This window comes from Stackebrandtia sp., assembly GCF_035643755.1.
In the GTDB taxonomy this organism is placed as follows: Bacteria; Actinomycetota; Actinomycetes; order Mycobacteriales; family Micromonosporaceae; genus Stackebrandtia.
Map to the genome: position 1 here is coordinate 1 of NZ_DASQPW010000240.1, position 13,733 is coordinate 13,733.

11 protein-coding genes are annotated in these 13,733 nt (G+C 68.0%); 5 read left to right on the top strand and 6 right to left on the bottom strand.

The genetic code is table 11. The features are described from left to right. Positions 1 to 632 (bottom strand): GbsR/MarR family transcriptional regulator (locus VE172_RS25745; RefSeq protein WP_414715120.1); only part of this gene is annotated, 632 nt, incomplete at its 3' end. Between the two features lie 227 nt (positions 633 to 859). Between VE172_RS25745 and VE172_RS18530 the strand changes: the two genes are divergently transcribed. Beyond that, complete coding sequence (locus VE172_RS18530; RefSeq protein WP_414715122.1) at positions 860 to 2,071, top strand: cytochrome P450; 1,212 nt, start codon at positions 860 to 862, stop codon at positions 2,069 to 2,071. On the opposite strand, the gene VE172_RS18535 is transcribed toward VE172_RS18530, so the two are convergent. Together VE172_RS18535 and VE172_RS18540 are read right to left on the bottom strand one after the other, a co-directional pair. Beyond that, the gene (locus tag VE172_RS18535; RefSeq protein WP_324803445.1) at positions 2,068 to 2,847 is read right to left on the bottom strand and encodes a hypothetical protein; all 780 of its coding nucleotides are present in this window, start codon (positions 2,845 to 2,847) and stop codon (positions 2,068 to 2,070) included. The genes VE172_RS18530 and VE172_RS18535 overlap by 4 nt on opposite strands. A gap of 81 nt (positions 2,848 to 2,928) precedes the next feature. Continuing rightward, the gene (locus VE172_RS18540; RefSeq protein ID WP_324803446.1) at positions 2,929 to 4,203 is read right to left on the bottom strand and encodes a cytochrome P450; all 1,275 of its coding nucleotides are present in this window, start codon (positions 4,201 to 4,203) and stop codon (positions 2,929 to 2,931) included. Between the two features lie 167 nt (positions 4,204 to 4,370). On the opposite strand from VE172_RS18540, the gene VE172_RS18545 reads away from it, so the two are divergent. From VE172_RS18545 to VE172_RS18555, 3 genes are all read left to right on the top strand, one after another. Continuing rightward, a complete protein-coding gene (locus VE172_RS18545; RefSeq protein WP_324803448.1) occupies positions 4,371 to 5,180 on the top strand; it encodes an alpha/beta fold hydrolase in 810 nt (269 codons plus the stop codon). A 2-nt stretch (positions 5,181 to 5,182) separates the two neighbouring features. Then, complete coding sequence (locus VE172_RS18550; RefSeq protein WP_324803450.1) at positions 5,183 to 5,959, top strand: MerR family transcriptional regulator; 777 nt, start codon at positions 5,183 to 5,185, stop codon at positions 5,957 to 5,959. A 95-nt stretch (positions 5,960 to 6,054) separates the two neighbouring features. Further along, positions 6,055 to 6,981, top strand: a complete 927-nt coding sequence (locus tag VE172_RS18555; protein ID WP_324803451.1) for a bifunctional helix-turn-helix transcriptional regulator/GNAT family N-acetyltransferase — start codon at positions 6,055 to 6,057, stop codon at positions 6,979 to 6,981. 461 nt (positions 6,982 to 7,442) lie between these two features. Here VE172_RS18555 and VE172_RS18560 read toward each other — a convergent pair whose 3' ends face one another. Continuing rightward, positions 7,443 to 8,426 (bottom strand): hypothetical protein, encoded by a 984-nt coding sequence (locus tag VE172_RS18560; RefSeq protein WP_324803452.1) that lies wholly within the window; start codon positions 8,424 to 8,426, stop codon positions 7,443 to 7,445. 104 nt (positions 8,427 to 8,530) lie between these two features. On the opposite strand from VE172_RS18560, the gene VE172_RS18565 reads away from it, so the two are divergent. Then, entirely contained in the window at positions 8,531 to 9,736 is a 1,206-nt protein-coding gene (locus tag VE172_RS18565) for a phosphodiester glycosidase family protein (protein ID WP_324803453.1), read from the top strand. Between the two features lie 4 nt (positions 9,737 to 9,740). Here VE172_RS18565 and VE172_RS18570 read toward each other — a convergent pair whose 3' ends face one another. Both VE172_RS18570 and VE172_RS18575 read right to left on the bottom strand, forming a co-directional pair. Then, the gene (locus tag VE172_RS18570) at positions 9,741 to 11,084 is read right to left on the bottom strand and encodes a serine/threonine protein kinase (RefSeq protein ID WP_324803454.1); all 1,344 of its coding nucleotides are present in this window, start codon (positions 11,082 to 11,084) and stop codon (positions 9,741 to 9,743) included. Between the two features lie 83 nt (positions 11,085 to 11,167). Continuing rightward, complete coding sequence (locus VE172_RS18575) at positions 11,168 to 13,666, bottom strand: DEAD/DEAH box helicase (protein WP_324803455.1); 2,499 nt, start codon at positions 13,664 to 13,666, stop codon at positions 11,168 to 11,170. Between the last annotated feature and the right edge of the window lie 67 nt (positions 13,667 to 13,733).

Consider the following 13,733-nt stretch of genomic DNA (forward strand, 5'->3'; position numbering starts at 1 on the left):
GAGAAGGCGCTCCATTCTTGGAGGCGTTTGCCGACGGTGGTGTGGGGTCCGTAGGCTTCGGCGCCGAGTTGGGCGGCGTCGGAGAGTTGTTTGTGGACTTGGAGGGCGTGGAGCCAGGCGCCGATCCAGCCTTCGTCGTCCATGATGTAGCGCTCGCGGCGTTGGTGGGGTTCGCGTTGGCGGCGTAGTAGGCCGAGTTGTTCCAGGTAGCGGACGCTTTTGGAGATGGAGGCGGGGCTGACGTGGAGGAGTTCGACGAGTTCGGCGGAGGTGTGGCTGCCGGTTTCGCTGGTGAGCAGGCTGATGAGCACTTTGGACATGATGGGTGGCATGCCGGAGTCGGTCATGAGGGTGGTGTAGTGGGTTTTGAAGTGTTGGATGGCGGGGGTGTCGGTGGTGGTGGTTTGGGGTGGGTTGTCGTGGTGGGGGGTGTGGCGGTGGGCGCGTTGGAGGGTGTTGTGGTGGGCGGTGTCGGCGCGGTAGTGGTGGCGTCCGCCGTTGCGGGTGACTTCGCGGCTGATGGTGGAGGTGGGGCGGTGGAGTCGGCGGGCGATTTCGGCGTAGCCGAGGCCTTGGGTGAGGGCGGCGGCGATGGTGTGGCGGTCTTGGTGGGTGAGTCGTGGCCCGGGCATGGGTGTGAGTGTACGTTCAGCGGCAGCTCGTTGCAATTATTGCGGGGAATTTGTGTTGCGTTCAGCGTCAGGTCTGTTGCAATTGCGGCGTTGAACTGCATATATATCAACGTATAGTGATGCTCGTCAGTTTGACAGTTTTGCGAACGCAACGTAGCTTTCCAAATAGGGAAATACTGGACGCCTACCGAGAGACGCCCGCCCGAGGCCACAAAGGAGCTACCTCGATGACCGACGCACCGGTCGACACCCGCGTCTCGCCGACGCTGATCTCGCACCCCGCCACCAACCCGTTCGCCCCGTCCGCCGATGTGGCCGCGATGCGCCGCGACCGCCCGCTGGCGCGCATGATCTTCCCCGACGGGCACCTGGGGTGGATCGCCACCAGCCACGCCCTGGTGCGGTCCATCATGGCCGACAAGCGTTTCAGCGCCCGGTCGGAGCTGATTCACCTGCCGATTCCGGGCATGACGCAGCAGGCTCCCGCGGCGCGTCCAGGGATGTTCATTTCGATGGATCCGCCGGAGCACACCCGTTACCGCAGTCTGTTGACGGGCCAGTTCACGGTGCGGCGGATGCGGTTGCTGACCGAGCGGGTGGAGGAGATCACCGCCGAGCGCCTGGAGGCGATGGTGGCGGCGGGGCCGGGTTGTGACCTGGTGGGTGTGTTCGCGTTTCCGATTCCGGCGTTGGTGATCAGTGAGTTGTTGGGGGTGCCGGCGGAGGATCGCGGGTGGTTTCAGGAGCGGATGGGGACGTTGACGCGGATCGATTTGCCGCGGGAGGAGGTGATGGCGGCGATGAACGGTATGCAGGAGTTCATGGGGGAGTTGGTGGATGCCAAGCGGGTGTTGCCGACCGATGACGTGTTGTCGGATCTGGTGAATCACGCGGACGGTCTGTCCGATGAGGAGTTGGCGAACATCGGGTTCATGTTGTTGGGGGCGGGTTTTGAGACCACGGGCAACATGTTGGCGATGGGGACGTTGGCGTTGTTGCGTTTTCGGGATCAGTGGGATGCGTGGCGGGCCGATGCGGGTCTGACGGAGGGGGCGGTTGAGGAGTTGTTGCGGTTCGTGCCCTTGGCGCCGGGCGGGGTGCGGGCGGCGTTGGAGGATGTGGAGCTGGATGGTGAGGTGGTGGCCGCGGGGGAGTCGGTGATGTTGTCGGCGCCGGGGGCCAATCGGGATCCGGCGAAGTTCGCGGACCCCGATGTGTTGGATGTGCGTCGTCAGGCGACGGGTCACGTGTCGTTTGGTCACGGTATTCATCAGTGTCTGGGTCAGCAGTTGGCGCGGGTGGAGATGACGGTGGCGTTTCCGGCGTTGATGCGGCGGTTGCCGTCGTTGCGTTTGGCGGTGGGTTTCGACGAGGTCGAGTGGCGGACGAACACGTCGATCCTGGGGGTGCGCGCTTTGCCGGTGGCGTGGGATGACTAGCCGAGGATGAGGTTGGCGGCGATGGTGATGGCCGCGGCGGTGAGGTAGGCGGCGGTGCCCAGCCACGCGATCTTGACGCGCCAGCTTTCGGGTCGGTCCATGCAGGACGTCACGAGGGACAGTGCGGGTAGGACGGTGATGGCGTGCATGGTGATGGCGTGGCTGGGTTTGAGCCATCCGGCGTCGTGGTAGGCGGCCTGGGCGCTGTCGGTGCGGGTGAGGATGGTGCCGGTGGCGATCATGATGGCGCCGGTTGCCATGGCGCCCAGGAAGATCCATAGTCCGGCGCGGACGGCCAGCATCATGCTGGGTGGGACGGTGGGGTTGGCGCGCAGTGAGGCGGCGGCCAGGGTGATGGCGCAGGCGACGAGGATGAAGCCGCCTGCGGCCAGCATGACGGTGATGCCGCGGGAGAAGGTGCCGGTGAAGTTGAAGTGGGAGGGGACGCCGCGCCAGGCTTGGAGGGTGATGCCGGTGACTTCGCAGGCGCTGGTGAGGGTGAAGGCGCCGACGATGAGGTGTCGGAGTTTGGGGCCGAGTCGGATGTAGGTGGAGATCCAGGTGATGGTGGCCAGGACGATGCCGAAGGACAGGCCGAAGGTGGTGGGTTTGCGCAGGGAGACGGGTCCGGTCCAGGTGCCGCCGGTGAGCAGGTTGATGGTCAGGTGGGTGAGGCCGGAGACGAAGGCGATGATGGCCACGGTGTAGCCGATGCGTTCGATGCGCCGACCGTTTGTCCACAGTGTGGTGATGGCGGTGGTGAGTCGCTGGGTCATGGGTGTGACGGTATGGCGGGTGGGGGGTGTGGCGCGTCGGGTGAGGGGAGCCAATCGGGGTACTCCCGTGGTGGTAGCCGCTTACACGGTGACGGGGAGGGTGTCGAAGCCGCGCAGGATGAGCCGGTCGCGGAAGGTGGGTTCGGCGGCCAGGGCGATGGCGGGGAAGCGGCGCAGGAGTGCGGGTAGGGCGATGGTGGCTTCCATGCGGGCCAGGACGGAGCCGATGCAGAAGTGGGGTCCGTTGCCGAAGGACAGGGGTTGGGTGTCGGTGCGGGTGGGGTCGAAGGTGTCGGGGTGGGGGTAGCGGCGGGCGTCGCGGTTGGCGGCGGCGATCATGACGTGGACCATGCGTCCGGCGTGGATGGTGCCGGTGGGCAGGTCGATGTCTTCGGTGATGTAGCGGCCGGTTTTGTGGACGGGCGGGTCGAAGCGGAGGGTTTCTTCGACGAAGGGCGCGGCGAAGTCGGGGTCGTCGCGCAGTTGTTGGGCGTGGTGGGGGTGGTCGAGGGCCAGGCGCAGGCCGTTGCCGAGCAGGTTGGTGGTGGTTTCGAATCCGGCGACGAGCATGAGGACGAGGTTGCCCAGCAGTTCGTCGTGGCTGAGTCCGCCTTGGGTGTCGTGGGCGGCGATGAGGGCGCTGGTGAGGTCGTCGCCGGGGTGGGCGCGGCGGTGGTCGATGAGGTCTTCGAAGTAGTCGACGAGGGTGTTCATGGCGGCGTCGGCGGGGATGAGTTGTTTGGTGTCGTAGATGAGGTCCAGGGCGATGGTGAGGTCGGTGACGGTTTGGCGGAACCGGAGCTGGTCGGTTTCGTCGATGCCCATGAGTTCGCCGATGACGGCGATGGGCAGGCGGAATGCGAAGGCGTCCATGAAGTCGACGTCGGGGGCGTGTTCGGCGAGGTCGGCGATGTGGTCGAGCATGGATTCGGTGAGGCGGGCGATGGCCGGTGCCAGGGCGGTGACGCGGCGGGCGGTGAAGGCGCCCGAGGTGAGGCGGCGCATGCGCGAGTGGTGGGGGGCGTTGGTTTGGAGCATGGAGTCGCTCAGGCGCCGGGTGGAGGAGTGGTCGCGCCAGCTGTCGTTGGTGGGGTTGGGGTTGCGGGCGGCGAGGGCGGCGTCGAGCATGTCGAGGCCGGAGGCGTCGAGGACGCGGGCGTTTTTGTGGCGCAGGATGGCGTCGGATTCGTCGTAGCCGACGACGACGTCTTCGACGTCGGTGAGGGAGAAGACGGGCCCGAAGGTGTGCATGTGCCGGTAGATGGGGTAGGGGTCGGCGCGGCCCTCCAGGGTCAGCAGGGCGGTCATAGCTTCGGTGGGGGTGGCGGTCATGGCTTCGGTGGGGGTGGCGGTCATGGCTTCTCCCTTGTGGCGGTGGGGCGGTCCCACACCTACGTTAACGGTGTTCACCTTTGGTGTCCGCGTGTCCCGGGTGGAGATGCCCGCCACACCTCGGCCCTCCGGCAAATAGCCGGCGTTTCGGGGTTGACCCTGCCCCTGGGGCAGGGTTCTACGTTCGATTCATGACACATTCACACCCGAAACCATCGCCTTGGACCGGCTACGTGGACGTCGACGACACCGCGCTGGCCGTCACCGACACCGGGGGCGGCGGTCCCGTCGTCGTATACCTGAACGGCGCCTACAGCAGCCAACCCGCCTGGCGGCGCGTCATCACCGAACTCGGTCCCGAGTGGCGGCACATCACCTACGACGAGCGCGCCCGCGGCAAGTCGAGGCGCTCGGCGGACTACTCGTTCGACAGCACTGTCCGGGACCTGGAGGCGGTACTGGCGGCCCGCAGAGTGCAACGGCCGCTGCTGGTGGGCTGGTCGTTCGGCGCGGGCACCGCCGTGCATTGGGCCGTGAGGAATCCGTCCCGGGCCGGGGGGCTGGTCCTGGTCGACGGGGGCTATCCCTTCGACTGGATCGACGACGCCGCCCGGGACCAGACCCGTCGGCAGTTTCGCAAGATGCGCTGGGCCCTGCCGGTGCTGGCCCGGTTCGGGATGGCGGCCCGCATGACCGCCGACCAGCACGCCGAGGTGAACATCGAGATCAACGAGGTGTTCGGCGCGCTGGGCGACCAGTACGACCAGCTGAACTGTCCGACGCGGTTCGTCGTGGCCTCGGGTGCGAGCATGGGCGGCACCGGCGACGAGATGGCCAAGATGCGCGCCAGCCTCGACCCGATCGTGGCCCGGCGCCCGAACATTCGAGTGGGCGCGAGGGTGTCCAGTAACCACGTCACCGTTTTGCGCAAGGACTATCGTGCCGTGGCAGAGGTGGTCGGCGAGACGGCGGCCGCGGGTCGGCAACGCGAAACGAGTTAGGGATGCGGATCGGGCTCACCATCGGCCAGGCGGCCGCCTTCGCCGGCGTCACCGTGAAAGCGGTGCGGCACTACCATCAGCGCGGTCTGGTCGACGAGCCCGATCGCGACGCTTCCGGGTATCGCCGTTACGGATCGCCACAGCTGTTGCAGTTGGTGCGGGTCCGGACGCTGGCTCGCGCGGGCGTCCCGCTGGCCGAGATCCCGACGATGCTCGACGCGGGCCCGTCGCGGTTCGCGGCCACCGTCGACGAGATCGACCGACGGCTGGCCGATGACATCGCCGAGCTGGAGGCTCGCAGAACAACGCTGCGTCGGCTCGGAAGCGGTGATCGGGCGCTGCTGCCCGACCGCGCCTGCGCGATCTTGGACAGGTTGCGCGAACTGGATTTCGACGCCGTCGCGTTCGACACCTACCGGGAAGGCATGATCCTGGCCAAGGCGTTGTTTCCGTCCGGTTTCGACGCCTACCTGGCCAGGTTCGCCGAGGCCATCGGCGATCCTGAGTACGTCGATCTGATGAAAGGCGTTTGGGCCGCCGGTGCCTGGGAGCCTGACGACCCTCGGGTCGAGGCACTGGCCGCCGCCGTGGCCGACCATCTGCTCAACCACCCGAGGCTGACCCGGTTCCCCGACGACCTGAACGCCTCCGACGCCGCCACCCGGTACGGGTTGATCAATCACCATGGCGGACAGGAACAGTCGCCGACGTTTGACCGGCTGACCGCGCTGATCGAGAAGCGGCTGCGGGCGGGCGGCGTTGACATCCCCCGGGATTGACCGCGACGGCCGCGCGGTCGCCCCGCCGCGGGGAGGTGCCGGGCTGGCCGACGAAGGTATATCGTTGACTGAGTCAACGAATTGATGGAGTCGCTATGTCTCGGGTATCGGATGCCCACATCGACCGCGTGCGAGCGTTCAACCGGTTCTTCACCAAGCTCATCGGCGTCCTCAACGAGGGCCTTTTGGACAGTCCATACTCGCTCACCGAGGTGCGCGTGCTGTTCGAACTGCGCGCCCGCGGCCGCATCGAGGGCCCCGAACTGCGCCGCGACCTGGGCATGGACGCCGGATACTTCAGCCGCGTCCTGACCCGCTTCTCCGACGCCGGGCTGGTCTCACGCACCACCGCCCCGGCCGACCTGCGCCGCTACGACCTGTCGCTGACCGACTCCGGACGCGACGTCTTCGACGCCCTGGACGCCAAATCCACCGAACAGATCCGCACCCTCCTGGCCGGCATCAGCCACCGCGACACCACCGACGTCGTGGCCGCCATGGCCACCATCCGCGCCATCCTCGACACCACACCCCCGGCCGGCGAGGTGATCATCCGCGCCCCGCGCCCCGGCGACCTGGGATGGATGATCCAACGCAACGGCGCCGTCTACGCCGCCGAACACGACTGGGACGACCAATACGAGGCCCTGGTGGCGCGCATCGTCGCCGACTACGCCGCGAACCACGACCCCCAGCGCGAGGCCTGCTGGATCGCCGAACTGGACGGGCGCGCCGTCGGCGCGGTGATGTGCGTCCAGGGCCCCGACGCCGACACCGCGAAACTGCGGGTGCTGTTGGTGGAGCCGTCGGCGCGCGGGCGCGGCATCGGGGCGCGGCTGGTCGACGAGTGCCTGGACTTCGCTCGAAAGGCCGGATACCGCAGGATCACACTGTGGACGATGAGCGTGCTGGAGCCGGCGCGGCGCGTGTACCAGCGCGCCGGGTTCGTGCTGGAATCCGAAGAGGACACGCGTTCGTTCGGGCACGACCTCACCGCCCAGGTGTGGTCGCGGCCGTTGTAAGAGCGAGGGCCACCACTCGGCGGGTGCGTCGGAATGCGGGAGGTGTCCGACGCCGGGCGGCACCACGGTGGTGTGGTCGCCGAAGACCGCCTCGAAGCGCTTGCGGCACTTGTCGGTGAAGATCGAATCGGCATCGGACCACACGATCAGCGTCGGCAATGTCTCCAGCGTGGACAGTTGGTCGGCGAGGTCGGTGAAGAACGCGCGGGCGCCGACGATCTCGTGCGGCCGCGCGGCGCTGTCGGGGCGTGGCCACCGCCTGGCGGTAGTGCTCCATTTCGGCGTCCGACGGCGTGCGGCGTTGGTGTGCCGAGGGGATGAAGGCGTCGACCATCAGGTCGAATCGCCTCAGCAGTACGCGCCCGAGCGGTCCCCCAGGCCGACAGTTCGTCGTCGACCCAGTCGGGGCGTTGGCCCGGGGACGGTGCGGTCGCCACGTGTCGATCCTCCACGGTCGGCGGCTAGGCGGCGAACGCCGATATCTGGAACACCCCGACGTCGTCGGCGTTGGTGCCGCTCGAGGTTTGCGACAGTGACGCCTCCACCCCGACCCAGCCGTGCCACTTGCCGTCGGAGTCGATGATCTGCAGCATCGGCTTGACGTGGGAGTTGCCGGTGTAGCAGTACTCGTGGCGGTCGTCGGCGAGCTTGCGGACCCAGTGCCACAGGGTGTCGCGGCGGTCGGTGGCGGTGGTGTTGGGCGGCGACACGTAGTACTCGGTGGGGTTGCCGGTTTCGCCTCCCATGCACGTGCCGCTGTCGCACACCGTCCACTTGCGAAGCCAGAACGGGTTGCCGTGGCCGGTGTCGATGTAGGGCTTGTTGTCGGGGTCGGTCTTCCACAGGTAGAACTCGTGTTTCAGGCTGTTGCCGTCCACCGCCGCGATGTCCTTCATGGATGCCCGGGTGTCGAGGGAGGCGTTGGAGCCGTAGCCGAAGCCGTGGGTGGCGCCGAAACTCGACGCCGAAAACGTCAGCTTGGCCAGCTTGCCCGCGATGGCCTGCGACACCGTCCACTCCTCCCACAGGCCGCCGTCCCACGCCACCTTCAGCGTGTCGCCGCTGGTGGTGTACGTGCCGTGCAACGCATCCGATGCCGACGGGTATCCGTGGGCCGTTTGCACCACGCACTTGCGCGACGGGCAGCCCGAGGCCGTCACGCCGGTGGACGAACGGGTCACGCGGGTCTTTTGCGACCAGTGCCAGTGCTTCTCCGACACGGTGCCGTCGGCGGCGAACACATAGGTGCCCAGGCGCTGCCAGTTGGCGCGCGAGGCGGCGTCCACCTTGCCCACCGCCACGGTGTAGTTGGCCATGCCGCCGGGCAACGCGGCCGACGGGGTCTGGGCGGCGGCGATCGCGGTCGGTATGGCCACGGCGAGGGCGGCGATCGCGGAGGCGGCGAGGATGCGAAACTTCGACATGCGCATGGGGCTCATCTTCACGGGAGCGTCCATAAACCGTCTTGGAGCGTTGTTGAAGAAACATGGACGCCTGGCCTAGCCTCGCGCTCGATTCATCCCTTTCACTCGCTCGAAAGCGGTACAGCATGAGACTGAAACGCGCCTGGATGGTGGGTGCGGCGACCGCGGTTGCCGCCGTGGCCGCCGCCGCGGTGGGTGTGCCCGCGCTGGCGGCCACGTCGAACAACGGCGTGCACCTGTCGGCTGTCGAACACGTCGCCCCCGGCGTCGACTACTCCACATTCGACACCGACACGTCGCACGGTTCCGCGCACGGCTACCTGTTGAAGATCGACCTGTCCCAAAAGGGCGTCAAGGTGGGCGCCCTGTACCCCGGGCACGTGGGCGCCACCGGCGTCATCACCTCCCAGGCCGACCGGGTCGGCGCGGTGGCCGGCATCAACGCCGACTTCTTCAACATCGGCGAAACCGGCGCCACCGTCGGGCCCATGGTCATCGACGGCACCGACTACAAGGCCGGCGTGCCCGGCGCGCAACGCTTCGGCCCGAGCCTGCCCCCCGGCGACACCAACGACACCGTCTTCGGCATCACCGCCGACGGCACGCCGGCGATCTCGGACCTGAAACTCGACGGCACCGCCACCGGCCCCGACGGCGCGATCACACTGTCGGGCCTCAACCAGTACGCCATCACCGTCGGCGGCGTCGGCGTGTTCACCTCGCAATGGGGCGACGCCACCCGCAAGCGCGCCACCTGCGGCACCGACGACGACCGCAACGGCCCGTGCGCCGACAAGACCAAGGAGGTCACCGTCACCGACGGCAAGGTCTCGGCGGTGTCCGACACCCCCGGCTCCGGCGCCATCGCCAAGAACCAGCAGGTGCTGGTGGCCCGCGACGACGGCGTCAAACAACTCGACGGCCTCGCCAAGGGCGACAGCGTCAAGGTGGATTACAAGCTGGCCAGCCCCGACGGTGTGAAGTTCGCCAACGCCGTGGGCGCGATGCCGATCGTCAAGGACGCCAAACCCCTGCAGCTGGACGACTCCGCCATCGCGCCGCGCACCGCCGCCGGCGACAGCGCCAACGGCAAGACCTTCTACATGGTGGCCGTTGACGGCCGCAACGCCTCCAGCGTCGGGGCGAGCCTGAAATCCCTGGCGGCGATCATGACCAAGCTCGGCGCCGACGACGCGGTCAACTTCGACGGCGGCGGCTCCACCACCCTGGTGGCCCGCAAGGCCGGCAACACCGCCACCAGCGTGCGCAACCACCCCTCCGACGGCTCGCAACGGTCCGTCGGCAATGGACTGGGAGTGTTCTCGTCCTGAGACGTCAGGGCTGGTAGCACTGCCTGACATTGTTGGCCAGCCGCACCGTCAGGTCCACCGTGGAGCCTGACGGTGCGGTGGTGCCGCCGTTGGGCGATTGGTCGCGCACCGGGCATTGGAACTGGCCGTGCCCGCTGGTGATGGTGTTGACGTTGAACCCGGCGTCGCTGAGCTCACCGGCGGCGCGGTGGGCGTCGTGGCCGACCACATAGGGCACCGTGGGGTCGGGGGAGGCGTGAGACGACGAGGCGCGGTGCGAGGAGGCGCGGTGCGACGAGGGGTCGTTGAGGGGTTTGGTGGACGCCGCCGACGACGAGGAGTCCGCCCCGCCGGTCGGGGAGGAGCTTGAGTCGACCACACCGGCCGGGTCGCCGCCGCCGGCGGTGTCACCGCCGTGACCAAACGGCAGATGCGACACCACGGCCCCGGCCACCACCGCGGCCAGGACCGCCGCGGCCAGCCCCAGGCGCCAGCGGCCCGTCGGGCGTTTGGCCACTGGCGGGGGTGTTTCGGCGTCGACGACCACCACGTCGCTGGCGGCGACCGCGACCAGGTCGGTGCCCGGGGTGGGGCGCCTCAACAGCGGCCCCAACACCTCGGCGGTGAAATCGACCTGCTGGCATTCGGCGGCCAGCACCTGCGCCGAGGCGAACCGCGCGCCCGGCCGGGGCGTCAATGCCCTGGTCACCAGTGCCGCCACCGCGGGCGACACGTCGGTGGCCAGCGTGGACGGGTCGCCGCCGTCGACCGGCGGCGTGCCCGTCAGGCACTCAAAGGCGATCGCCCCCAGGGAGAACACGTCGCTCATCTCCCCGCCGGGCTCGCCGCGCGTCAGCTCCGGCGCGACATAGGGGCCCGGCGGTGGCGTGGTGAAGGCGAAGTCGACGACGGTGACGGCGCCGTCGTCGCGCACGATCAGGTTGTCGGGGGTGAGGTTGTGGTGCCGCACGCCGGCCTGGTGCGCGTCGTGGAGCACCAGCGCGATCTCGGCGATGAACGCCAGGGTCGCCGACGCCTCCCAGGCGTCGCCCGCGGACAGGACGTCGCGCAGCGGGACGCCCTCGACGCGCGTGGCGATCTGGCAGGACACGGCCTCGTCGCCGCGGCGCTCCTCGACGCAGTCGTAGACGTCGATGATGCTGGGGTGGTGCAGCTCGGCTACGGCCACCGCCGTTGTCCGGAAGCGTTGGCGGGCGGCGTCGTCGCACGCGAGCTCGGGCGACAGCGACTTGATTCTGACGGGCTTGTCCAACAGCGTGTCGTGCCCGAACCAGACGCTGCCGGTGGGGCCCGACCCGACGTGTTCGTCGACGGTGTAGCGGTCGGCCAAGAGGATGCCGGTTTCCATGGGTTCCAACCAAAACAATGGGGCGAAGGGGTATCCGACAGTGTGCACCAAAGTCGCGGCGCTGTCACCGCAGGGAAGGCGACCTACAGGGCGGCGAGGCCGATGACCGTGGCGACCACGCGGGACTGCGCGTCGCTGTCGGCCAGGTCGACGATCGCGGTGATGCGCCAGTCGTGGTCGCCGGCGGGGTCGGCGATGATCTGCGACACCGTCCACTGTGTTGGCTGTTTGTCGATGATGAGCATGGCCGACGAGCGGGCCGCGGCGTCGGTGCCGATGTCGTCGTGGGTTTCGTAGTAGGCGTCCAGGGCCGCGGCCCAGTCGTCGCGCGACAGGCCCGTGTCCAGCGCCGCCAGGTCGTCGGGGCGGTCCAGGGCGGCCAGCTCCACGTGCCGGAACATCAGGTTGCGCACCAGCACGGTGAAGGCGCGGGCGTTGGACGTCAGGTTGGACGTCTTCTCCTGCGGCACCACCACCGCGGCGGCCTCGTCGGCGGGGTTGGTCAACTGTTCCCACTCGTCCAACAGGCTGGAGTCGACCTGGCGCACCAGTTCACCCAGCCACGCTGCCAGGTCGTGGACGTCCTCGGTCTTGGACTCGTCGGGAATCGTCTGATCCAGGGCCTTGTAGGCGTTGGCGAAATACCGCAACACCACGCCCTCGGCGCGCGACAGGTCGTAAAACGCCACGAACTCGCCGAACGTCATGGCGCGCTCGTACAAGTCCCGCGCCACCGACTTGGGCCGCAACGGGTGGTCGCGAATCCACGGGTGGCTGCGCCCGTAGGTGTCGTAGGCGCCGGTCAACAACTCCTCCAACGGCTTGGGGTAGGTGATGTCGGCGACCAGCTCGACGCGCTGGTCGTATTCGATGCCGTCGGCCTTCATCTGCGCCACCGCCTCGGCGCGCGCCCGGTTTTGCTGCGCGGCCAACACCTGCCGGGGATCCTCCAGAATGGACTCGATGACCGACAGGACGTCCATGGCATAGTTGTCGTCGTTGGGATCCAACAACTCCAGGGCCGCCAGCGCGAACGGCGACAGCGGCTGGTTGAGCGCGAACGTCGAATCCACGTCGATGGTCAGGCGCTGGCGGCGCCCCGACCGGTCGGGTTCGGCGAGGTCTTCCACCAGGCCCGCGGCCTTGAGCGACCGGTACATGGCGATGGCCTCGGAGATCAGCTTGCGCTGGATGCCGGGGGAGGCGTGGTTGTCGGTCAGGAGCTTGCGCATCGCCGCGAACGCGTTGCCCGGGCGCGCCAACACGTTGATCAACATGGCGTTCGACACGGTGAAGCGGCTGACCAACGGCTCCGGCGGCGACTCCTGCAACTTGGCGAACGTCTCGGCGCCCCAGCCGACGAACCCCTCCGGGGCGGCCTTCTTCTTGATCTTGCGCAGCTTCTTGGGGTCGTCACCGGCCTTGGTGATGGCCTTCTGGTTTTCGATGACGTGCTCGGGCGCCTGGGCCACCACCAGGCCCTCGGAGTCGAAACCCGCGCGACCCGCGCGCCCGGCGATCTGGTGGAACTCCCGGGCCCGAAGCCGCCTGACCCGGGTGCCGTCGTACTTGGCCAAACCCGTGAACAGCACCGTCCTGATCGGAACGTTGACGCCCACGCCGAGGGTGTCGGTGCCGCAGATGATCTTCAACAGCCCCGCCTGCGCCAGCCGCTCCACCAGGCGCCGGTACTTCGGCAGCATGCCCGCGTGGTGCACCCCGATGCCGTGACGCACCAGCCGGGCCAGGGCCTGACCGAACTTCGTGGTGAACCGGAAACCGCCGATCAACTCGGCGATCGCGGCCTTCTCCTCCTTCGAACACACATTGATGCTCATCAACGCCGAGGCCTGTTCCATCGCCGCGGCCTGCGTGAAATGCACAATGTAGACAGGCGCCTTGTCGTCGCGCAGCAACAACTCGATCGTCTGCTGCAAAGGCTCGGTCGAATACCGGTAATACAACGGCACCGGGCGCGTCGCCGAGGTCACCGTCACCGTGGTGCGGCCCGTGCGGCGGGCCAGGTCGGCCTCGAAGAACTCCGTGTCGCCCAGCGTCGCCGACATCAACACGAACTGGGTGTGCGGCAACTCCAACAGCGGCACCTGCCACGCCCAGCCCCGGTCCGGCTCCGCATAGAAATGGAACTCATCCATCACCACCTGGCCCACATCGGCGTAAGAGCCGTCGCGCAACGCCAGATTCGCCAACACCTCGGCGGTGCAACAGATCAACGGGGCATCGGCGTTGACCGACGCGTCACCGGTCATCATGCCCACATTGTCCGAACCGAACACCTCGCACAGGTCGAAGAACTTCTCGCTCACCAGCGCCTTGATCGGCGCGGTATAGAAACTCGTGCGATTCGACGACAGGGCGAAAAAATGCGCGCCCTGAGCGATCAGGGACTTGCCCGAACCCGTCGGCGTGGACACGATGACGTTGCTGCCCTGCACGATCTCCATGACCGCTTCCTCTTGGGCCTCATACAACGTGATGCCGCGCGAATCCACCCAGTCGGTGAAGGCGGAGAACACGGCATCGGGATCGGGCTCGGCGGGGAAACGATCGGCAAGACTCACCCGCACATGGTGCCTGGTCGCCGCGCCCCGCCCGCAGCCGCACCACCGGAAAACGCGTGGCACGGTC